Below are 20,554 nucleotides of genomic sequence, written 5' to 3' on the forward strand. Positions count from 1 at the left end.
TATGTCGGTCGAACCGCAAGATCCATCAGTCGTAGCCTTCAACGCCGCACGCGACGCATACCGTGAGGCGCGAAATGCTCAGCGTCTGAAGATCCTCGCTGCGCTGAAGTCCGCGGGCTTCGAGGTCAAGACGAGAGGCAGCGCGGGTCGTGGTCTCAAGAAGTACACCAGCGGGTCCAGGCTGGTTCCGCCGTTCGATCGATCCGGATGGATGTGGGTCGAGGGACAGCGGGGCGAGGCGCACGTCACGGTGAGCTTGCAGGTGCTCGACCAGGACCCCAACTCCTTGAACGTGCATGCGCTCATGGACAGGATCGGCGTTTCCGTGTTCCGCGCCAGCGACCCGATCGATGAATCCGACCCGCTGTTCGAGCGCGCGACCACAGGTCTTCAGCTCCCGCTCGACGCAGAGAGCCTCGCGGCGCTGCTTGCGCTCGTTGAGAAGAGAAGCAAGGCACTGCCGTAGGCATCGCGGTACGCCAGTCGCAGATCGCGCATGCCGGGCTCAAGTTCAGTGGTTCGCCGTAGTGTGAGAATGACCATTCGAAGTCAGGATCTTTGGGGGCGGTCGCGATGTCAACATCCATCGATGTCTATCCGTCTACGAACACCGTGCCCACCCTTGGTGAGTTCGCCGCCGCAGTCCACGCGATACTGATCGAGCACCAAGACGACCCCACCGTGGTCCGCGCATTCGGAAAGTTCGATGCGTTTAGCGCAGTGCCGAAAGTGGAGCGTCTCACCGAAGTGACCGGCCGTCTTCGCCCTCTCCGGACGAGTGACCCTGATGTCTCGCTCGCCATGGTGGGCAATGACTACGGCTGGCTCTCGGTGGACGCGATTGAGAGCGGTTTCGATTTCTACTCCTGCAGCGCGGAAGATTACTTCGAAGATCTGCCGCACAGCGCAGTCGTCAACGAGCATGCAGAGCGCGCAAAGCAGCTAGGTACGCTCGATAGCTTCCCGTTCGACGATGCGGCCAGCGTTGGATGGTGCTGGTACATGCGGCTCCAGGCGACGCAACCGCTGCGTACGCGCCTACTCGCCGGGCTCGCGGCTGCCGCGCTCGCCAGAATCACCAATGGACTCATCCACTCAGAGGACGGCGGCGTCGACTACGACCGTGCGCCAACAGACCCCGAGACGTCCCTGTCGTGGTACCCGAACTTGATCGAACGAGAGATGCTTGGGGGCCTTGATGAGGTACCCATCTCACAGACTCCGATTCGGGAGCGCTGAGGCATGCGTGAGGCGTCGGTTTGCGGCCCACGGTGCAGATGTCGAGGGTGCTGAGTCAGCCTGACTGCGGAGCATGCTCTAGACATCAGTAGCGTTCATGATGACCCGGGCCCGCCCTGTCTGAAGCAGGAGGTTCGTGCCGCTGCTCGCCGCGCTCGTCACGGCGCCTGGCACGGCGCCGACCGCGCGGCCAAGCTCGTTCGCTTCGTTCGCTGTATGCAGCGTTCCTGACCGTGCACCGGCTTCGACGATGACGGTCGCGCCCGAGACTGCGGCCATGATTCGCGAACGATCGACGAAACGTTGCCGCGTCGGGGCGTAGCCGGGCGGCACTTCCGAGATCAGGAGGCCGTGGTGGGCAACACGGTCAATGAGATCAGCATGCCCGACCGGGTATGCGCGGTCGATCCCCGAGGCAAGCACTGCGATCGTGTTGCCGCCTGCTGCAAGCGCAGCACGATGCACCGAGCCTTCAATTCCGTAGGCGCCACCCGCGACAACCGTTCGCCCGGCCCGAGCAAGGTCACCGGTCAGCTCCTCCGTCACGTAGACGCCGTAACCAGTGGCCGCGCGGGCTCCAGTGATCGTGATTCGGTCGCTCAGACCGCTGGCGAGCACATCGGCGCTGCCTCTGGCCCAGAGCGCAAGGGGAGCGCGTGCACCAAGATCGTCGAGTGCGACAGGCCATTCGGCATCGCGCGGCGTGATGACCCGGAGCGACTCGCTTTCAGTCATGAGCGCGGCGACGCGATCGGGGCTCAAGCGTGCATGCAGATGTTCGCGACCTCGCTGTCGGCGAGCCGGATCAGCTCGACGGAGCCGACCTTGCCGAGCAGTCGTCCCGTGGCGGCATCGTTCGGCGAGCCGACGATTGAGAGCACGATGCGCGCCGATCGGTCGTCTCTTGCGAGATCGGTGAGATTGGGCATCAGCTGGCTCTCTCGCGGTCGAATTTCACCGGAGAGGTGCACCGCGGCTTCCAGTGCGGGAAACGGCGGCCATTCCGACGGATGGCCGATTGGGTCGCAGCAGAGGCGGGATCGGAAGCATCAATCTAATGCGCGTGTACATTGCTCGAATATGTGTTCGACTAAAGTGAGTCACGATGCACTACCCTCAACCGCCGATCCTGACGCCCGACATCACGCTGCCGGTGGCTCCCGATGCTGCGCAGTGTGGTTTCCCGAGCCCGGCGCAGGACTATCCCACCGAAGAACTCAGCCTCGTTGAGCACCTCATCAGGGATCGTGCGTCCACCTACTTCTGGCGAGCAGCTGGGCACTCGATGGAGCCCGTGATCCCGGACGGTTCACTGCTCATCGTTGACCGCGGCATCAGCCCGGTACCTAGGAGGATTGTCATCGCGATCGTCGACGGCGAGTTCACGGTGAAGCGGCTCTACATCGATCGAAGTGGTCAGGTCACGCTGCGTGCCGAGAATCCGAGCTACCCAGATGTACCCGACGGCAAGGAGCATCGCAGGCACGCCCCACTTGAGGCCGCGGCGCGTGCGGAGCGCAACGAGGGCGATGTTGGTCGGCATGAACCGCCGCATGAAGCTGCGAACGTAGATGCTGAGGATCCAGATCAGGCGAAGCATGGGAACAGTCCTCTCCAAGTCGAGAGGCGACAAGGAGATCGAAAGACTGTTCAGCCTGAGCCGTTGGTCGTGCCACCACTCGGAGTGATGACGTTGCAGGTAGAAACCGCCTACGACCAAGGCTACCTTCGTACCCCACTCAATGGAAGCGGCAGGTTTCTAAACGGCATGGCTCACACCGTCACTGGAGTCTGCATGCGCTATCGACAGACAAATCGTGCCGAGAAACCTGAAGAACGCTCGTGCCATGTATCGGCGACGAACTGCGCAACGGCCACAGGGGCGTTGAAGACCAACCGCACATGACGAGGAGTCGCTGGGCTCAGTGTGCTCGAACCGTGGCCATCTCCGATCGAGTTCCGGGCCTCGGCTACAGACTGAACTGTCGTGCTCAACGCGCGCATAGCCTTCCGCATCGCGTCGCTTCCACGCGTGTCGCCTTCCACAGCGTTCGCGTTGATGCTGAGTTCCTGCGCAACCTTCGAGAACAAGGTCGGCAACTCGTCCCGATCCAAAAACTCACCACGGAGATCTGTGAGCACGATCTTGCATTGACTCTCAAGCAGGTTCTTGCACGACGAGATAGCCGAGGCTGGATCGGAATTGAGATCTCGATCGATGACGTCAAGATGCCGCCGCTGGACGCTGTTGTCCGTGAGGTCCGGTGCCTGCGTAAGCCTGAGGACAGCAGGTACGTGGTAGGCGGCTATCGAACGCCACCCATAGATGATCCGGTCTCCGAAGCGATCCGTCTCGTACAGCTCGAACCCATCGCGTCGCAGTGTGTCGTTGTACGCCGTAACCATCTCAGCAGCAGTTTGAGCATTGTCCCTCACGATCGGATGGACCGTCTCAGCAAGGAAGCTCAGGAAGTTTTCATCGCTGCCATCGCGAAGGTGAAACCGATCGTCTCCGAAGACCCAGTCATCATCCCAGTCCCAGTTATTGACCATGTGCTGGTAGATGTCACCGGAGGCGTTCCGGTACCGATTGTCCTTACTCGGGAGGCTTTCAAGGTCGTACAGCCGGGAGAGGAACACGGGATGTTCGAGACGCCCTGCCCAGCTGAATTCGGACAGCGATAGCCAATCAAGTAGATTGTTCCGCGTACTGCGGGAGAGGCGTTGCGTCGCTGTTGGGCTCACACATTCAATGCTACCGACGCGGCGTAGAGAGTCGCCGGCGACATGAGCCTACAAACGCGGGGTGTTACGCCGCCGACAGCATTCCGGCGCGGACGAGCGATGCGCGCACGACCTTTCGATCGACACCCAGCGTTCGCGAGATCGACCGCATCGATGAGCCGCCGCGATGCAGCTTCACCGCCTCAGCCGCATCTTCAACGTCGAGCCCTGGGAGCCGCCGAGCAACTTCTCGACGCGTGAGGTGCTTCGACACCGTGCCCCGGTGGATCTCGTACTTCTGAGCAAGCTCGCGCACGGTCGAACCGGCGAGGTAGTCATCGACGAGACGGTCAACCTCGGCTTCCTTGAGAAAGGTTTGAGGAGTTGCGATCTCCCGGACGACTGGCCCCCGATCATCCCGAATCGGGGTGATATCGCCCCTATGATGGGCACGATATACGCCACGCTTCCAGCGGCTGACCAGGGCGTTAAGCTTTGGGGAAAGGTTTGAAAACGTGCTACGTCGGGACCCCAGTGGCTGTGCATGCAGCGGAAGAGGCCCGGAGTTCCGGCTCCGGGCCTCTTCGCACATCCGGCGACCGGCAGCGATCGCCGACGCAGAGAGGTCCCGGATGCTCGAGCTGGACGAGGACGCCTTCGAAGCCCTGGTGATCTCCGAGCTCGACGCGCTCCCGGACGACATGGTCGACGGGCTCGACAACGTCGTGTTCGTGGTGGAGGACCGGCCCGAGGACGGGACCCTGGATCTGCTCGGCTACTACGACGGCGTCGCTCTCACCGAGCGTGAGCGCTACGGCTTCGGCGAGATGCCCGACCGCATCGTGCTGTTCCGCGAGCCGCACCTCGCCGCGTGCGACGATCTGGACGCGCTGCGCGACGAGATCCACGTCACGCTCGTCCACGAGATCGCCCACTTCTACGGCATCGACGACGACCGGCTGCACGAGCTCGGCTGGGCCTGATCACCGCCGAGGGCGAGCCTCTCACCGGCATCCGCGCGTCGCAGCGCTCGGAGTGGACCCCTCAGCCGCGCACCGCTCCCCCGCCGCCCGTGTCCAGCACGAGGTCGGCGTTCTCCCGGGGCCGCTCCCGAGCGCAGTAGGAGCGGAAGTCGCGGTCCCAGGCGTCCCAGTGCGGAGCGAAGAGCTCGCCGTCGCGCTCGAGCGCGCGCACGCGCCGCACCTCGTCGTCGGCCTCGAGCCAGACCACCAGATCGGCGTGGCGGCGCGCGGCGGCGCCGGCCGATCCGCAGCCCTCGAGCACGAGAAGCGGCTCGCGGACGACGCGGCGCCCGGCCGTCGTCCCCGCGGCCCAGTTCCAGGGCCGCCAGTGCGCCGCGAGGCCGAGGCCGTGGGGGCGGACGAGCGTCGCGGCCGTCTCCCGCGACGCCCGGTCCAGGCCCGTCCAGCCGGGGTAGAGGTCGTCCATCCGCACGAGCGCGACCGACGATGCCGCCGGCGCGAGACGGAGCTGCTCGACCAGCGCGCGCGCGAACGTCGACTTGCCGGAGCCGCTCGGTCCGTCCAGCAGCACCGTCCGACGACGCCGCGCGATCACGGAGCGGGCGAGGTCGCCCGCCGTGTGATCCGTCAGCGGCAGGATCCGCTCAGCCATGCAGGACGAAGCTCCAGGAGCCGGTGACGACGGCGGCGGTCACGGCGACGGCAGCGATCAGCACTCCGCCCGCGAGCAGCAGGAGGTCGCCGGCTCCGAGGCGCGACTGCCGCGCCCAGGTGCGCGGGACGCCGGAGCCGAAGCCCCTCGCCTCCATCGCCGTCGCGAGCCTGCTCCCCCGCCGGATGGCCAGCACGAGCAGCGAGAACGTGCGGGCCGCGAGGCTGCGGAGCGCCTCGACGGGCCCGCGGCCGTCGGCGACCCCGCGGGCGCGGCGGGCCATCGACAGGGTGCGCCAGTCGTCGACGAGCAGACCGACGAGCCGCATGCCGGCGAGAGCGCCGAGCACGAAGCGCGAGGGCAGTCGCAGGATCTGCGCGAGGCCGTCCGCCAGGTCCGTCGGGTCGGTGGTGGCGATGAGGACCACGCTCGGCAGTCCGATCGCCAGGACGCGCAGCGCGATGGCCAGCCCGAGGGCGACGGATCCCTCTGTGACCGAGACGATGAGGAACTCCGCGTAGACGGCGCCGCTGTCACGCCCGTAGAGGACTGTCGAGAGGCCGGCGAGCGGAGCCGCGATCCAGACGGGAGCCGTCCGCCGCACGAGCTCACCCGCCCGGAGCCCCGCGAAGGGCAGAACCAGCAGCTCGAGCGCCAGCGCCGTCGCCGCGGAGACCGCATCGACCGTGAGGAGGAGCGCGAACGCGATGACCAGGCTGGCGAGGAGCTTGGCGACCGGGTTGGCCCGGGCGATCCGGCTGCGCGCGGGAACGGAGTCGAGGAGCGTCATCCCGACACCGCCTCGCGGGCGCCGAGGGTGACGACCGAGTCGGCGAGGGCGGCGACCAGCGCCTCGTCGTGGGTGACGGCGAGCACCGCCGTGCCCGCGTCGCGCTGCTCGGCGAGGAGGTCGACGAGCACCTCCCAGGTCAGGCGGTCCTGCCCGAACGTCGGCTCGTCGAGGACGAGCACGGACGGCGACCGGGTGAGGGCGGACGCGACGGCCAGGCGCCGCTTCTCGCCTCCGGAGAGGGTGAACGGATTGGCGTCGGCGAGGTGCGCGAGGCCGAGGCGCTCCAGGAGCTCCTCCGCCCGATGCCGCTCCGTCTCGTCGCGGGCGCCCAGCGCGAGCTCGGCGCGCACGCGAGCGGTGAGGAACTGGTGCTCCGGCTCCTGGAACACCATCGCGATCCGTCCGGCGAGCTGAGCCGAGGTCCAGCGGATCGGCTCCGGGCCCGCACCGGCGCGGAGCGACTCGGAGGCGGTCACCCGCCCCGCGACCGGCGGCAGGAGACCGGCCAGCGTGAGCGCGAGGGTCGACTTCCCCGCGCCGTTGGGTCCCAGCACGGCCGTGGCCCGCGCGGAGTCGACGGCGAGCTCGAGCCCCGAGGCCACGATGGTCGAGCGGGGGCGCCCGAGGACGGGCCGGCCGATGGCGAGGTCGTGCGCGCTCAGGGCGGCGGGCGAGGGCAGCACGCTCGCCCCGCGCCGGGCGGGGGTGTCACCGGGCAGCCAGACGCCGGAGGCGCGGAGCACGTCGTGCGTTCGATCGAGGACCTCGACTGGAGCGCCGTCGGCGACGACCGCGCCGTCCCGCCCGAGCACCACGACCCGGTCGACGAGGCCGACCCACACGTCGACCCGGTGCTCGACGACGATCAGCGTCGCCCCCGTGCGGGCAGCCGTGCGCTCCACCGCCGCCCGCACCTCGCGTACACCGTCCGGATCGAGGTTGGCGGTGGGCTCGTCGAGGAGCAGGAGCCGCGGACGCATGGCGAGCACACCCGCCAGGGCGAGCCTCTGCTTCTGCCCGCCCGAGAGCGCCGAGGTGGAGTGGTCCAACGGCACGTCGAGCCCGACGTCGCCGAGTGCCTCCCGCACCCGCGCGGGGATCTCCTCGCGCGGCACGCCGAGGTTCTCGCAGGCGAACGCGACGTCGTCGCCGACCCGCGCCAGGACCGCCTGAGTGTCCGGATCCTGCAGCACGAGCCCCGCGACACCGCGCCGGGTGAGCGGCGCGGCTCCGTCGATCTCGAGCTCGCCCGCCGCGGAGCCGTCCTCCTCCCCGCCGAGGACGCCGGCCAGGGCGTGCAGCAGCGTGCTCTTTCCCGCGCCGGAGGGGCCGAGGAGCAGCACGCGCTCCCCCGGCTCCAGCGCGAGATCGAGGCCGGAGAGGGCGTCGCGGGAGCGTCCCGCGTGCCGCCAGCTCCAGCCCCGCGCCCGGACGTAAGCGCCGCTCATCGAGCGCCCGCGCCGGCTCCCTCGACCGTCCGGCCCTCGCGCCCGGAGGCGAAGCGGTCCAGCGCTCCCGAGGCCGCGAGCCCCCGCACCGCGAACCAGGACAGCAGCCCGGCCAGGAGCGCGCCCGAGACGATCGAGGAGGCGACGTAGACGGTCTTGAAGAGCGCGTCGTTGACGGCGTAGTACGACAGCAGGTCGTTGATCGCGAGGGCGAGCCCCGCACCTGCACCGGCCAGCATCGCGACGAGCGGACGGCCGCTGCGGTAGAGGAAGAGCGCCAGGACGATCTCCGCGCCGAGTCCCTGCACGAGTCCGGAGATCAGCACGGTGAAGCCCCACTGGGTGCCGATCAGAGCCGACACGGCCGCGGCGACCAGCTCGGTGTAGAGCGCGGCTCCGGGCTTGCGGATGATCAGGCCGCCGAGGACGCCGGCGAAGAGCCAGCCGCCGCCGAGGAGCCCGCCGAGCCCGGGCAGGAACTCGAAGGCGAGGCCGAGGACGTTCGTCGCCAGGCCCCAGGCCCAGAAGACGATCCCGCTCGCGACGGCGACGACGCTCGCCACCACGATGTCGACGACCCGCCAGCGCAGATCGCGCCGGGCCGGGGCGGAGGAGGTGAGGTTCTGCGCGTTCGTGTTCTGCGCGTTCGTGTTCTGCGCGTTCGTGTTCTGCACTGACGTGCCCTTTCGTGGAAGCGAATGGAGGGCACGGGTTGGTAAGAGGAGATCGAAACGTTCCTTCGCAGGCATGACCCAGATCAGGTTCGACGGTCGAAGGCTGCTGCCTTCCTCTCAGCCCGGTGCACCGGACTCCCGTGTTCGTCGGCAATCATAGACGTCATGTCGTGGTCGGTGGTCGTCGTCCTGGCCGTGCTGCTGATCGTCCTGCTGCAGGCCCTGCTCTGGCAGCGCCGTGCGCGGATCCGCCGCGAGCTGCTCAGCTACGGCACGCGGGTGCCGGCGCGCGTCGTCGGGCCGGATCCGGCACGCGGCGATCGCGATTCGGCACGGGATCTGGGCAGGCTCCTGGTCGTCTACCGGACCGCCGAGGGTGTGGAGAAGCGCGCGCAGAAGTACCCGCTGAAGCGGGGGGACGCGTGGATGGCCGGTGAGCCCGCCGCGGTGATCTACGACCCCCGCCGGCCGGACGACGCCGAGCGTCTGATCGTCGGCTTCGGCCGGACGAAGAAGAAGTGGTACCCCGCGCGCCAGCAGCGCGCCAGCTGACGCAGGGCCGCTCCGGCTACTTCTTGAGGGCGCGGATGATGCGCGCGAGGGCCTTGCCGGTCACCCACACGAAGGGGATGCCGACGGCGAGGACCGAGATCACGTTCGGCTGGAACCGCAGGCCGAGGTCGTCCTTGATGTACGCGCCGATCGGGATGACCGTGGCGCCGCCGCCTCCGCCGCCGCCCTCCTGGCCGTCCTCGGAGCCGCTGCCTCCGCCGAAACCGAACCAGCGGAGGGCGACGGGGACGAGCGAGACGCCGTCGACGGTGACGGGCTCGCCGTAGATCGTCGCGGTACCCGCGGTGGTGACGGTGTCGGCCAGGGAGACTGCGATGTTGGGCATGGTGCGACGGTACTCCGCGGCTCTCCGCGGCGACAAGCGGCCCGCCGGGGCGCACAGGACTCGTCCATGGACCTCCGGGGACCTGCTGCCATGATCGACGGATGTCCGCCCGCACCCGCCGCCGCCGCCCCGTGCGCTCGGCCGCGGTGGCGGTCGCGAGCCTCGTGCTCGCCGCCTTCCTCGCCTTCCACCGCGCGCTGCCCGATCCGATCGGCTGGCTGTCGGTCCTCGAGGTCGGGATCCCGTGGACGGGGCTGCTCGTGCTGCTCCTCGTCGCGGCCGCGGCGGCCCTCCGGTCGCGCCGGACGGCGGCCGCGGTCACCGTGCTGGCGATGGTCTACGGCGTGCTGGTGCTGCCGGTCGCACTGCCGGCGCCGGCCGTGCGCTCCGGCTCGTTCACCGTCGTCAGCCAGAACATCGAGACGAGCGGCGACGCCGGCGGGCTCGCCGCCTCGCTCGCCGCCCGCGGCCCCGACGTGATCGCGCTGCAGGAGCTCGACGGAGACGCCGTGGACGCGGTCGACGCCGAGCTGGCCGACGAGTACCCGTACTCGTCCGTTTCGAGCACCGTCGGCGTCTGGAGCCGGACCGAGCTGACCGACGAGGAGCCGCTCGACCTCGGTCTCGGCTGGGAGCGCGCGCTCGCCGTCGACGTCGACACACCGGTCGGCAGCGCTCGCCTGTTCGTGGTGCACCTGGCCTCGTTCCGGCCGGGCGACCACGAGGAGCGGGACACCATGCTCTCGAACCTCGCCACCGCTCTCCGAGACGACGAGTCGGAGCGGACACTGGTCATCGGCGATTTCAACACGCCGACGGACGACCACCTGTTCGCTCCGGTGCTGGCGGAGGCGGGCCTCGTCCGCACGGGCGGAGTCGGCTTCCCGGCGACCTGGCCGTCCCTGCTGCCGCTCGTCTCGCTCGACCACGCGCTCGCCGACGGCGTCACCGCCGCGACCGTCGCGGTCCTGCCGCCGAACGGCTCCGACCACCGCCCGATCAGTCTGACGATCGGTTCCGCGTAGCGAGCGTGTCGCTGAGGTCGATCCCCTTGGCCGACTCGGGAGCCGACCGGGACAGGAGCGAGGCGGGACGCACGGCTCCGGAGCCGAAGCGGGCGGCCACGCCGTCGACCGCGAGCTCCGCGTCGCGCCAGTCGTCGGAGTCGCTCCACAGGGAGAACGCGACGTCGTCGCCCTCGACCAGCTGCTCGCCGCGCACGCCGATCAGCCGCACGGGCCGCCGCATCGGGTTGGCCGCATCGAGGAGCGCGGAGGAGGCCTCGTAGAGGACCCGGGCCACGTCCGTCGCCTCGACGAGCGTGCGGGAGCGGGTGAGGGTGCTGAAGTCGCCGAAGCGCACCTTCACCGCGACGGTTCGGCAGCGCACTCCCGAGCGGCGCATCCGCACGGCGACCTTGTCGCAGAGCCGCAGCAGCTCACGACGGACGAGCTCGGGGTCGGCCACGTCGTCGGCGAACGTGATCTCGTGTCCGGCGCTCTTCTCGATCTGGCGGGTGTCGACCGGCCGCGGATCCACCCCGTTCGCCAGGGCGTGCAGGCGCCTCCCGGTCGCCTCGCCGAGGGCGGACACCAGCGACGGCAGCGGGGTGGTCGCGACGTCGGCGACGGTGCGCAGACCGCGGCGGACGAGCGCCTCCTCCGTGCTCGCGCCGACTCCCCACAGCGCGCTCACGGGCAGCGGATCGAGGAACTCGCGGACGCCGTCGGCGGGGACGACCAGCAGACCGTCGGGCTTGGAGCGGCCGGAGGCGAGCTTGGCGACGAACTTGGTGCTGGCGATCCCGACCGAGCAGGTCAGCCCGAGCTCGGCGTGCACCCGGCGGCGGATCTCGGTGCCGATCGCGAACGGCGAGCCCGAGATGCGGCGGGCACCCGCGACGTCGAGGAACGCCTCGTCGATGCTCAGGCGCTCGACCAGCGGCGTGAAGGAGTCGAAGATCGCCATGACGCGGCGAGAGGCCTCGCGGTAGCGCTCCATGTGCGGCTCGAGGACCACGGCCTGCGGGCAGCGGCGGAGGGCGACCGCCATGGGCATCGCCGAGTTGACGCCGTAGCGGCGCGCCTCGTAGGTCGCCGCTGTGACGACGGAGCGCGCTCCGTGGTGGCCCACGATGACCGGCCTCCCGCGCAGATCCGGCCGGTCGAGCAGCTCGACGGAGGCGAAGAACGCGTCCATGTCGATGTGCATGATGCTCGCGCGCGGGTCGTCGAAGGGCTCGGTCGTGACCTGCCGCCCCGTGCCGTCCTGCTTGCTCATGCGGTGCCGTCCTGCTCGCTCACGCCGCGCCGTCCTGCCTGCTCACGCCGCTCCGTCCTGCCTGCTCACGCAGCTCCGTCCTGCTCGCCCATGCCTCGGGACATGCTCCCACGCACCACCGACATCGGCCGCTCGACCGCCGCGCCCGGGAATGAGCGCCGACCACTCGCGGTTGACCCGAGCACCACGACGCTCCGGAGAGACCATGACGCACGAGCAGCCCGACTCCCCCACCGCCACCGAGACCGGCCCCGGCGCCGAGATGAGCCGCTGGCTCGATCTGCAGGACCGCGCCCACCGCGCCTTCGAGCTCCGGCTGAGCGCCGTCGAGGACTGGTCGGCCCCCACGCCCGACACCGAGTGGGACACGCGCGCTCTGGTGCTGCACGTCGTCCGCGAGCAGCAGCGCGCGCACACGCTCCTCTCGGGGGGCGACGAGTCGGCGCTGCGCCTCGAGTCCGTCGCCACCGATCTGAGGAGCGAGTGGCGCCGCGTGACCGACCGCCTGCGCGACGCTGTCCGCACCGTCGACCCGGCGGCGACCGTGCAGCTGGGGCGCGACACCGTCAGCGCCGTCGAGCTGCTGCAGGAGCAGACGGCCGATGTGACCGTCCACGCCTGGGACCTCGCCCGCGCGACCGGCAGCGACGAGCGGCTGGACGAGGAGCTCGTCGCAGCGGTCTGGGAGCTCTTCGCACCCCAGGAGGAGACCCTGCGCGCGAGCGGCCTCTACGCCGCGCCCGTGCCGGTCGACGACGCCGCCTCCCTCCAGAGCCGCCTGCTCGCCATCACCGGACGCGATGACCGCCTCGCCGCCTGACGGCCCGGCGCCCGGACGCCGTCAAGGCCTGGGGGCGTCCAGGGACGCCGCGGCAGGATGGAGGGGACCACGAACACGGGGCGACCCGCCCCGACGAGGAGAGGAACGTCCATGACACGCATCGCCGTCATCGGAGCCCACGGCAAGGTGGGGCAGCAGATCCTGCACCTGCTCTACGACGCCGGCCACGAGTCGGTCGGAGTGATCCGCAACCCCGATCACGCCGAGGACATCGTCCGGCTGGGCGGCGAGCCGCTCGTGCACGACCTCGAGGACACGACGCCCGAGGCCTTCGCCGAGGCGCTGGGCCACGTCGACGGCATGGTCTTCACCGCCGGAGCCGGACCCGACTCGGGCCCGGAGCGCAAGCGCACCGTCGACCTGGGGGCGTCCGTCCTCAGCCAGAAGGCCGCCGCGATCGTCGGGGTCCAGCACTTCGTGCAGGTCAGCGCGATCGGTGTGGACGAGCCGCTCCCCGAGGACACGGAGGAGGGCTGGAAGGCCTACGTCGAGGCCAAGCGCGACGCCGACGCGGCACTGCGCGACTCCGGCCTCGACTACACGATCCTCCGCCCGGGCGGGCTGACGGACGACGAGGGCACCGGCACGATCACGCTCGGCACCTCCGTCGAGAAGGGGAGCATCCCCCGAGCGGACGTCGCCGCCACGGTGATCGCCGCCCTGGCGCAGCCGACCTCCATCGCGAAGACGTGGGAGATCGTCTCCGGTCCCACCCCGATCGAGGACGCGGTGGCTCAGGGAGCCTGAGCCCCGGCCCCTCCTCCTAGAGTGGGGCGGGTGAGCACCCACCCGCCCCGCCCCTGGATCAGCAGCTACGCGCCCGGCGTGCCGACGGAGCTCGAGCTCCCGACCGGCTCGCTCGTCGACATCGTCACCGAGTCGGCCGAGCGCTATCCCCACCAGGTCGCGCTCGAGTTCTTCGGCCGTTCGACCAGCTACTCCCAGCTCGCCGACGAGGTGGAGCGGGCCGCCGAGGGCCTCCGCCGCCTGGGCGTCCGCGCGGGCGATCCGGTCGCCCTCGTCCTCCCGAACTGCCCGCAGCACGTCGTCGCCTTCTACGCCGTCCTCCGGCTCGGCGCCGTGGTGGTCGAGCACAACCCGCTCTACACCCCGCGCGAGCTGCGCCACCAGTTCGAGGACCACGGCGCTCGTGTCGCGATCGCCTGGAACCGCGTCGTGCCGACGGTGCAGGACCTCCCGGCCGATCTCGGCGTCGAGACCGTCGTCGCCGTCGACCTCACCCGCGCGATGCCCGCCTCGATGCGCGCAGCCCTCCGCCTGCCGCTGAAGAAGGCCCGGGAGTCGCGCGCCGCGCTGACCGGGCCGGTCCGCGGTGCGATCGAGTGGGAGACGCTGCTGAGGCGGCGGATCGACCCGGCGCACCCGCGCCCGGTCGCGGAGGACCTCGCGGTCATCCAGTACACGAGCGGCACGACCGGCACACCCAAGGGCGCCGAGCTGACCCACGCGAACCTGACGGCGAACGCCGCCCAGTCGCGCGCCTGGGTGCCGACGGTCCGCCGCGGCGACTGCGTGGTCTACGCGGTGCTCCCCATGTTCCACGCCTACGGGCTGACGCTCTGCCTCACCTTCGCGATGAGCATGGGCGCGCGCCTGGTGCTGTTCCCGAAGTTCGACCCGGAGCTGGTGCTGAAGGTCGTCAAGAAGCACCCCGCCACCTTTCTCCCGGCCGTTCCGCCGATCGCGGAGCGCCTGGCGCGCAGCGCGCAGCAGCGGGGCGTCTCCCTGCGCGGCATCGAGATCGCCATCTCGGGTGCGATGCCGCTCGACCCGGCGCTGGTCGACTCGTTCGAGGCACTGACCGGAGGCACGCTCGTCGAGGGCTACGGCCTCTCGGAGACCTCTCCGGTCCTGATGGCCAACCCGGTCGGTCCGACGCGACGCGCCGGGACGGTCGGGCTCCCGCTGCCCGGCACCGACGTGCGGATCGTCGACCCTGAGGATCCCGACACGGAGGTGGCGACCGGCGAGCAGGGCGAGCTGGTCGTGCGCGGTCCGCAGGTGTTCCGGGGCTACCACCGCAAGCCCGACGAGACGGCGGCGACCTTCACCGGTGACGGCTGGTTCCGCACCGGCGACATCGCGACGATCGACGAGGACGGCTTCGTCCGCATCGTCGACCGGATCAAGGAGCTCGTGATCACGGGCGGCTTCAACGTCTCGCCGTCCGAGGTGGAGGAGGTGCTGCTCCGCCTGCCCGAGATCAAGGAGGTGGCGGTGGTCGGCCTGCCCGATCCGCGCAGCGGCGAGTCCGTGGCGGCGGCGGTCGTCCTGGAGCCGGGCGCGCAGCTCGACGTCGCGGCCGCCCGCAAGGCCGTCAGGGAGGCGCTGACGCCCTACAAGGTGCCCAAGCGGATCACCGTCGTCGACGAGCTGCCGCGGAGCATGATCGGCAAGGTCCTCCGCCGCCAGGTGAAGGCGATGCTGACCGACGAGGACTAGCCCGGAACGAGCGAGGGCCCCCGACCACTGTCCGTGATCGGGGGCCCTCTGCAACGAGGCTAGAAGCCGAAGTCGCCGCCTCCGAAGTCGCCGCCCCCGCCGAAGTCGCCTCCGCCACCGAAGTCGCCGCCGCCGGAGTCGCCCCAGCCGCCGCCGTCTCCGGCGTCCGCACCTCCCGCATCCGCTCCGCCGTCGGCCGAGGCGTCTCCCCCGCCGTCACCGCCGGCGTAGTCGCCTCCCGCGTCGGGGAGGAACGCGCCCGCGATGGCCGAGCCGATCGCGAACCCGGCGATCGTGCCGAGCATCGAGGAGGCGAGGACGCCGCCGAAGCCCATGCCTCCGCCGCCGGAGAAGCGCCGCTCCATGAATCCGGGCTGGCGCAGCTCGCTCCTCGTGGCGGACTGGGCGAGCGTGCGGGGATCGTCGTCCTTCGGCGCGTCGCCGACAGGGGCCCCCTCGCTGAGCTCTCGGAAGACCTGCTGGCGCTGCTCCGGGGTCAGCTGCTCGAAGGCCTCGCGGTGCACCTGCTCGATCGCCTCGGGCGGCGCGGTGCGGAGGAGGTAGCGGTAGCGCTCGATGGCACGCTCATCGTCGGTGCGCGGAGACGTCGCCGGAGGGGAGCCGTACTCGGGCCTGCGGTCCGCGGCCTGCGGCGGCGCGTACGTCGAGCGGCGTGCGCTCTCGGGCTGCTCGTCGCGGCCCAGCAGTCGGTCCAGGAATCCCATGATCTCCTCCTCGGCGCCCGACGGACGCACACCGCCACGGTAGGCCTCTCACCGCTCCGGGTGCTGAGCGTTCTCTCAGAGGCTGCTCGGAGCGGGGGCCTCGGTCACTTCTGCTTCGGGATGACCACCCACATCACGAGGTAGGCGATGATCTGCGGCCCCGGGAGGAGGCACGAGAGCACGAACAGGAGACGCACCACGAAGGGGCTCCAGCCGAATCGGCGGGCGAGACCGGCACAGACGCCGGCGATGATCCTGCCCCGACGGGGGCGCACGAGAGTAGCCATGACTCCACTCTGGCGCAGGGCGCCTGAGCGGGGCATCCGGGAAACCCCCTAGGTCTGCGCGGGAGTCCCGTCGAGCTCCTCGGGCCGGAACGCTCCGACCGAGCGGGCGAAGGCGGCGGCGCGCTCGGCGTCGGCCTCCGGCCAGACCACGTGGAAGCGCTCGAAGACCACGTCGCCGATGCCGCCCGGTGAGACGCGGGCGAAGTAGCGGCGGTGGCCGTCGAGCCAGGAGGCGCGCGTGCGGTCCCCCTCGCCCTCGGCCCAGGCGAACGCGTCGTCGACGGAGTCGAGCGGACCGGTCCGCACGTCGTCCGTCACGAGGACGACACGCGCCGCTCCCGCGCCGTCGCAGACGATCCAGTGGTCACCCGCGACGGGCGCCCCCTCCTCCGCGAGGGACGCCGTGGCCGTCTTCACTCCGCGCCGCACGAGGCCCAGCAGCTCGTCCGCCATCGCCGTGCTGTCGCCGAACGCCTCGACCGGCGGGAGCGCCTCGTCGACTCCCGGATGCGCGGAGCGGTACTCCGCCCAGAGGAGCGCCGCCGAGGCGGCGTCGGTGTCGGGGAGGGCGGTGCGCTCCGGCGCGACGGGCACGAGCGCCACGATGTTCGCCCCGGCCAGGGAGGCGGGATCGTCGGGGTGGTTGTCGGGCGTGGTGACCGTGTCGAAGGGCCAGTGCTGCTGGAGCCAGCGCCGCTGGAGCCAGCGCCGCGCGTAGGCGTCGAGCTCCTCCTCGAGCCGCGAGCCCCGGACGGCGGGGACGACCCACCAGGAGGCCTCGGCGGAGTCGCCGCCGCCGGGCCGGACGCTCAGAGCGCCCAGCGCCTCGGTGCGGTCCGGGCCGACGAGCTGGAACGCGTGCGCTCTGCCCGCACGCGACTCCTCCTCGAGGCGCAGGAGACCGCGTACGTCGTCGCCGAGGGACGCCGACGGCAGGGCGGCCGGATCGTCCCCGCGGAGGAGAGCCGCGAGCCACGGTCGCTGCTCGCCGATCACCGCGTGCAGAAGGTCCGCATCGCTCGAGACGAGGGGACGCAGGAGGGCGCCCGCCGGCAGCTCGAGCCGCGCGGGAAGGGGCGCGTCGCCGGTTCCACCGCTCATGACCGCACCTCCCCGCGCACCGGCTCAGCCGGCCGCGCGCTCCAGCACGAGCTCGCGGACGCGGGCGGCGTCGGCCTGCCCCTTCATGGCCTTCATCACGGCACCGATCACGGCACCGGCGGCCTGAACCTTGCCGTCGCGGATCTTCGCGAGCACGTCGGGCTGCGAGGCCAGTGCCGCATCGATCGCCTCGATGAGCGCTCCGTCGTCCGAGACGACCGCGAGTCCCCGGGCGTCGACGACCTCCTGCGGGGTGCCCTCTCCGGCGATGACGCCCTGGAGGACCTCGCGAGCGAGGCGGTCGGTCAGCGTGCCGCTCTCGATCAGACCGGCGAGCTCGGCGACCTGCGCCGGAGTGACCAGGGAGACCGGGTCCTCGCCCGCCGCGTTCGCGAGGCGCGCGATCTCCCCGGTCCACCACTTGCGGGCCGCCTGCGGAGCGGCTCCCGCGGAGACGGTCTCGGTGATCTCGACCAGCAGGCCGCTGTTGGCGACGTCCTGGAACTCGAGGTCGGTGAAGCCCCACTCCTGCTTGAGGCGGCGGCGGCGGTCGGCGGGCTTCTCGGGGAGCGCGGCGCGCAGCTCCTCGATCAACTCCGGGCTCGGCACGACCGGGAGCAGGTCGGGCTCCGGGAAGTAGCGGTAGTCGTCGGCGTCGCTCTTGGGCCGGCCCGCGGAGGTGCGGCCGGTGTCCTCGTGCCAGTGGCGCGTCTCCTGCGTGATCGTGCCGCCCGCGGCGAGGATCGCCGCCTGGCGCTGGATCTCGTAGCGGACGGCGCGCTCGACCGAGCGGAGCGAGTTGACGTTCTTGGTCTCGGTGCGGGTGCCGAGCTTCTCCTGGCCGATCGGGCGGAGCGAGACGTTCGCGTCGCAGCGCAGGTTGCCGCGCTCCATCTTGGCGTCCGAGATGCCGAGCGCCAGCACGATGTCGCGGATCGTCGCGACGTAGGCCTTCGCGTACTCGGGCGCGCTCTTCCCCGCGCCGTAGATGGGCTTCGTGACGATCTCCACGAGCGGGACCCCCGCGCGGTTGTAGTCCACGAGCGAGTACTCGGCGCCCTGGATGCGGCCGGTGGCGCCGCCGACGTGCGTGAGCTTGCCGGCGTCCTCCTCCATGTGCGCGCGCTCGATCGGGATCTGCACGAGCGAGCCGTCGGCCAGCTCGATCTCGACCGAGCCCTCGAAGGCGATCGGCTCGTCGAACTGCGAGATCTGGTAGTTCTTCGCCAGGTCCGGGTAGAAGTAGTTCTTGCGCGCGAAGCGGCTGGACGGGGCGATCGAGCAGCCCAGGGCGAGGCCGAGGCTGATCGAGTAGCGGACGGCCTGCTCGTTCACGACCGGCAGCGAGCCCGGGAGACCGAGGTCGACCGGGGTCACGTTCGTGTTGGGCTCGGATCCGAACTCGTTCGGCGCGTCCGAGAACATCTTGGTCTTCGTGTTGAGCTCGACGTGCACCTCGAAGCCGAGCACCGGCTCGAAGGTCTCGAAGACCTCGTCGTAGTCCATCAGCTCGGGAGCGGACGTGTGCGCGGAGGCCATCAGACGGCACCTTCCTCGGTCGCGGAGAGCACGGAGTGGGTCAGGTCGGGAGCCTGCGCGAGGAGCGGGCGGCCCCACTTCTCCTCGAGCAGCGCCTCGAGCGCGGCGCCCACGGTGTAGAGGCGCACGTCCTCCCGGGCGGGAGCGAGGAACTGGATGCCGACAGGCAGCCCGTCCTCGTCGGCGAGGCCGGCGGGGACGGAGATGCCGGGGATGCCGGCCAGGTTCGCCGGGATGGTCGCGACGTCGCCTCGGTACATCGCCAGCGGGTCGTCGAGCTTCTCGCCGAGGCGGTAGGCGGTCGTCGGCGCTGTCGGCGAGGCGATCACGTCGACGTCCGCGAAGGCCGCGTCGAAGTCCCGCTGCACCAGGGTCCGGACCTTCTGCGCGCTGCCGTAGTAGGCGTCGTAGTAGCCGGCCGAGAGGGCGTAGGTGCCGAGGATGATCCGGCGCTTGACCTCGGGGCCGAAGCCCTGCTCGCGGGTCGCGGACATGACCTGCTCGACCGTGCCGCCGCCCTCCGGCGCGACGCGGAGGCCGAACCGGACCGAGTCGAACTTGGCGAGGTTGCTGGAGGCCTCCGCGGGGAGGATCAGGTAGTAGGCGGCGACCGCGTGCTCGACGCTCGGGAGGCTCACCTCGACGACCTCGGCTCCGGCGCCCTGCAGGATCTCGAGCGCCTCGTGGAAGCGCGCCAGCACGCCGGGCTGGAAGCCCTCGCCGCCGTCGAGCTCCTTGACCACGCCGATCCGGAGGCCCGTCACGTCGGCGCGGCGCACCGCGTCGGCGAAGGAGGGCCAGGAGTCGCGCAGCGACGTCGAGTCGCGCGGGTCGTGGCCCGCGATGACGTCGTGCAGCAGCGCGGAGTCGAGGACCGTCCGGGAGACGGGGCCGATCTGGTCGAGGCTCGAGGCGAGCGCGATCGCTCCGTAGCGGGACACGCCGCCGTAGGTCGGCTTCACGCCGACGGTGCCGGTCACGTGCGCGGGCTGACGGATCGATCCCCCGGTGTCGGAGCCGAGGGCCAGGGGCGCCTCGTAGCTCGCGACGGCCGCGGCGGACCCGCCGCCGGAGCCGCCGGGGATGCGGTCGAGGTCCCACGGGTTGTGGGTGGGGCCGTAGGCGCTGCGCTCGGTGGTCGAGCCCATCGCGAACTCGTCCATGTTGGTCTTGCCGATCGGGACCAGCCCGGCCTCGCGGACCTTGCGCATGACGGTCGCGTCGTAGGGCGGGCGCCAGCCCTCGAGGATGCGGGAGCCGCTCGTGGTCGGCATGTCGTTCGTGACGATGACGTCCTTGACCGCGAGAGGCACTCCGGCGAGGGGGTGCAGCGACTCGCCGTCGGCGCGCCGGCGGTCGATCGCCTCGGCGGACGCGACCGCGCCCTCGCGCGCGACGTGGAGGAAGGCGTGGACCGCTCCGTCGACCGCGTCGATGCGCTCGAGGTGGGCGCGGGTGGCCTCGACCGAGGAGACCGAGCCGTCGGCCAGCTTCTCGGAGAGGGCGGACGCGCTGAGGCGGACGAGCTCGTCGCCGTGCGCACTCACTGCTCCTCCCCCAGGATCGCGGAGACCTGGAAGCGGCTGCCGTCGTGCTCGGGCGCGCCGGAGAGCGCCTGCTCGAGCGTGAGGGTCTCGCCGACCACGTCGGGTCGGAAGACGTTCTCGAGCGGGATCGGGTGGCTGGTCGCCGGCACCTCGGGCGTGGCGACGGCCTGGACCGCGCGCACGGAGTCGACGATCTGGCCGAGCTCCCTGGTGAGGCTCCCGATCTCGTCGGAAGTGAGGTCGATCCTGGCCAGCTGGGCCAGATGGGCGACCGTGTCGGCCGTGATCTCGGACATGCGTCTCCGTCTGGTGGTTCGGGGGGATTTCCGGCCGCCAGTCTACTCGGCGCGCCCGCACCGC

25 protein-coding genes, 1 pseudogene and 1 riboswitch are annotated in these 20,554 nt (G+C 70.8%); of the genes and pseudogenes, 10 read left to right on the forward strand and 16 right to left on the reverse strand.

Annotated features, from left to right (window positions below):
* Position 1 precedes the first annotated feature (1 nt).
* A complete protein-coding gene (locus C5C53_RS16790) occupies positions 2-466 on the forward strand; it encodes a hypothetical protein (RefSeq protein ID WP_146084658.1) in 465 nt (154 codons plus the stop codon).
* A gap of 107 nt (positions 467-573) precedes the next feature.
* Positions 574-1,239 carry a hypothetical protein gene (locus C5C53_RS07850; protein WP_104267252.1) on the forward strand — a complete coding sequence of 222 codons (666 nt, stop codon included), beginning with the start codon at positions 574-576 and terminating at the stop codon, positions 1,237-1,239.
* A 78-nt stretch (positions 1,240-1,317) separates the two neighbouring features.
* Here C5C53_RS07850 and C5C53_RS07855 read toward each other — a convergent pair whose 3' ends face one another.
* Both C5C53_RS07855 and C5C53_RS17415 read right to left on the reverse strand, forming a co-directional pair.
* Entirely contained in the window at positions 1,318-2,001 is a 684-nt protein-coding gene (locus tag C5C53_RS07855) for a DNA-processing protein DprA (protein WP_258075392.1), read from the reverse strand.
* Positions 1,998-2,168 carry a hypothetical protein gene (locus C5C53_RS17415; RefSeq protein WP_258075393.1) on the reverse strand — a complete coding sequence of 57 codons (171 nt, stop codon included), beginning with the start codon at positions 2,166-2,168 and terminating at the stop codon, positions 1,998-2,000. Before C5C53_RS17415 ends, C5C53_RS07855 begins: the two co-directional genes overlap by 4 nt.
* Positions 2,169-2,344: 176 nt before the next feature.
* Between C5C53_RS17415 and C5C53_RS17420 the strand changes: the two are divergent.
* Positions 2,345-2,638 (forward strand): annotated as a pseudogene (locus C5C53_RS17420) (S24 family peptidase); the annotation flags it as partial.
* On the opposite strand, the gene C5C53_RS17425 reads toward C5C53_RS17420, so the two are convergent.
* Together C5C53_RS17425 and C5C53_RS07865 are read right to left on the reverse strand one after the other, a co-directional pair.
* Complete coding sequence (locus C5C53_RS17425) at positions 2,549-2,839, reverse strand: hypothetical protein (RefSeq protein WP_258075394.1); 291 nt, start codon at positions 2,837-2,839, stop codon at positions 2,549-2,551. The pseudogene C5C53_RS17420 and the gene C5C53_RS17425 sit on opposite strands and share 90 nt — an antisense overlap.
* Positions 2,840-3,039: 200 nt before the next feature.
* Complete coding sequence (locus tag C5C53_RS07865; protein WP_146084659.1) at positions 3,040-3,984, reverse strand: abortive infection family protein; 945 nt, start codon at positions 3,982-3,984, stop codon at positions 3,040-3,042.
* 166 nt (positions 3,985-4,150) lie between these two features.
* Here C5C53_RS07865 and C5C53_RS17100 point away from each other — a divergent pair, with 166 nt between their 5' ends.
* Positions 4,151-4,474 (forward strand): hypothetical protein, encoded by a 324-nt coding sequence (locus tag C5C53_RS17100; protein WP_181127733.1) that lies wholly within the window; start codon positions 4,151-4,153, stop codon positions 4,472-4,474.
* Between the two features lie 121 nt (positions 4,475-4,595).
* On the forward strand, positions 4,596-4,946 hold the full coding sequence (locus tag C5C53_RS07875) for a metallopeptidase family protein (RefSeq protein WP_104223719.1): 351 nt from the start codon (positions 4,596-4,598) through the stop codon (positions 4,944-4,946).
* Positions 4,947-5,007: 61 nt separating this feature from the next.
* On the opposite strand, the gene C5C53_RS07880 is transcribed toward C5C53_RS07875, so the two are convergent.
* From C5C53_RS07880 to C5C53_RS07895, 4 genes are read right to left on the reverse strand one after another with little or no spacing between them, the layout of a single operon-like run.
* On the reverse strand, positions 5,008-5,598 hold the full coding sequence (locus C5C53_RS07880) for an AAA family ATPase (protein ID WP_219813966.1): 591 nt from the start codon (positions 5,596-5,598) through the stop codon (positions 5,008-5,010).
* Entirely contained in the window at positions 5,591-6,388 is a 798-nt protein-coding gene (locus tag C5C53_RS07885; protein WP_104267255.1) for an energy-coupling factor transporter transmembrane protein EcfT, read from the reverse strand. The genes C5C53_RS07880 and C5C53_RS07885 overlap by 8 nt, the downstream gene beginning before the upstream one ends.
* Entirely contained in the window at positions 6,385-7,839 is a 1,455-nt protein-coding gene (locus C5C53_RS07890) for an ABC transporter ATP-binding protein (RefSeq protein WP_104267256.1), read from the reverse strand. The genes C5C53_RS07885 and C5C53_RS07890 overlap by 4 nt, the downstream gene beginning before the upstream one ends.
* Entirely contained in the window at positions 7,836-8,513 is a 678-nt protein-coding gene (locus C5C53_RS07895; protein ID WP_104223722.1) for an ECF transporter S component, read from the reverse strand. The genes C5C53_RS07890 and C5C53_RS07895 overlap by 4 nt, the downstream gene beginning before the upstream one ends.
* A 43-nt stretch (positions 8,514-8,556) precedes the next feature.
* Positions 8,557-8,664, reverse strand: a riboswitch (TPP riboswitch).
* Positions 8,665-8,678: 14 nt separating this feature from the next.
* Here C5C53_RS07895 and C5C53_RS07900 point away from each other — a divergent pair.
* Positions 8,679-9,065 (forward strand): DUF3592 domain-containing protein, encoded by a 387-nt coding sequence (locus C5C53_RS07900; RefSeq protein WP_104223723.1) that lies wholly within the window; start codon positions 8,679-8,681, stop codon positions 9,063-9,065.
* Positions 9,066-9,081: 16 nt separating this feature from the next.
* On the opposite strand, the gene C5C53_RS07905 is transcribed toward C5C53_RS07900, so the two are convergent.
* Positions 9,082-9,411, reverse strand: coding sequence for a hypothetical protein (locus C5C53_RS07905; protein ID WP_104223724.1), 330 nt, complete (start codon positions 9,409-9,411; stop codon positions 9,082-9,084).
* A gap of 101 nt (positions 9,412-9,512) precedes the next feature.
* On the opposite strand from C5C53_RS07905, the gene C5C53_RS07910 reads away from it, so the two are divergent.
* Entirely contained in the window at positions 9,513-10,436 is a 924-nt protein-coding gene (locus C5C53_RS07910) for an endonuclease/exonuclease/phosphatase family protein (RefSeq protein ID WP_104267257.1), read from the forward strand.
* On the opposite strand, the gene dinB is transcribed toward C5C53_RS07910, so the two are convergent.
* Positions 10,411-11,691, reverse strand: coding sequence for a DNA polymerase IV (dinB, locus tag C5C53_RS07915; RefSeq protein WP_104267258.1), 1,281 nt, complete (start codon positions 11,689-11,691; stop codon positions 10,411-10,413). The two genes, C5C53_RS07910 and dinB, sit on opposite strands and share 26 nt — an antisense overlap.
* A gap of 205 nt (positions 11,692-11,896) precedes the next feature.
* On the opposite strand from dinB, the gene C5C53_RS07920 reads away from it, so the two are divergent.
* The 3 genes from C5C53_RS07920 to C5C53_RS07930 all read left to right on the forward strand — a co-directional run bounded on the left by C5C53_RS07920 (position 11,897) and on the right by C5C53_RS07930 (position 14,995).
* Positions 11,897-12,511 carry a TIGR03086 family metal-binding protein gene (locus C5C53_RS07920; RefSeq protein WP_244229430.1) on the forward strand — a complete coding sequence of 205 codons (615 nt, stop codon included), beginning with the start codon at positions 11,897-11,899 and terminating at the stop codon, positions 12,509-12,511.
* A gap of 111 nt (positions 12,512-12,622) precedes the next feature.
* Entirely contained in the window at positions 12,623-13,279 is a 657-nt protein-coding gene (locus C5C53_RS07925) for an SDR family oxidoreductase (RefSeq protein ID WP_104223727.1), read from the forward strand.
* Positions 13,280-13,309: 30 nt separating this feature from the next.
* A complete protein-coding gene (locus tag C5C53_RS07930) occupies positions 13,310-14,995 on the forward strand; it encodes a long-chain-fatty-acid--CoA ligase (RefSeq protein WP_104267259.1) in 1,686 nt (561 codons plus the stop codon).
* Positions 14,996-15,054: 59 nt separating this feature from the next.
* Here the strand turns inward: C5C53_RS07930 and C5C53_RS07935 are convergent, their stop codons facing one another.
* The 6 genes from C5C53_RS07935 to gatC all read right to left on the reverse strand — a co-directional run bounded on the left by C5C53_RS07935 (position 15,055) and on the right by gatC (position 20,490).
* The gene (locus C5C53_RS07935) at positions 15,055-15,720 is read right to left on the reverse strand and encodes a hypothetical protein (RefSeq protein ID WP_104267293.1); all 666 of its coding nucleotides are present in this window, start codon (positions 15,718-15,720) and stop codon (positions 15,055-15,057) included.
* A 104-nt stretch (positions 15,721-15,824) separates the two neighbouring features.
* Entirely contained in the window at positions 15,825-16,007 is a 183-nt protein-coding gene (locus C5C53_RS07940) for a PspC domain-containing protein (RefSeq protein ID WP_104223873.1), read from the reverse strand.
* A gap of 48 nt (positions 16,008-16,055) precedes the next feature.
* A complete protein-coding gene (locus C5C53_RS07945) occupies positions 16,056-17,108 on the reverse strand; it encodes an ASCH domain-containing protein (protein ID WP_104267260.1) in 1,053 nt (350 codons plus the stop codon).
* 24 nt (positions 17,109-17,132) lie between these two features.
* The gene (gatB, locus tag C5C53_RS07950; protein ID WP_104267261.1) at positions 17,133-18,647 is read right to left on the reverse strand and encodes an Asp-tRNA(Asn)/Glu-tRNA(Gln) amidotransferase subunit GatB; all 1,515 of its coding nucleotides are present in this window, start codon (positions 18,645-18,647) and stop codon (positions 17,133-17,135) included.
* Positions 18,647-20,194, reverse strand: a complete 1,548-nt coding sequence (gene gatA / locus C5C53_RS07955; protein WP_104267262.1) for an Asp-tRNA(Asn)/Glu-tRNA(Gln) amidotransferase subunit GatA — start codon at positions 20,192-20,194, stop codon at positions 18,647-18,649. Before gatA ends, gatB begins: the two co-directional genes overlap by 1 nt.
* Complete coding sequence (gene gatC / locus C5C53_RS07960; RefSeq protein WP_104226848.1) at positions 20,191-20,490, reverse strand: Asp-tRNA(Asn)/Glu-tRNA(Gln) amidotransferase subunit GatC; 300 nt, start codon at positions 20,488-20,490, stop codon at positions 20,191-20,193. The genes gatA and gatC overlap by 4 nt, the downstream gene beginning before the upstream one ends.
* Between the last annotated feature and the right edge of the window lie 64 nt (positions 20,491-20,554).

This window comes from Rathayibacter sp. AY1E3 (assembly GCF_002932235.1).
Lineage (GTDB): Bacteria > Actinomycetota > Actinomycetes > Actinomycetales > Microbacteriaceae > Rathayibacter.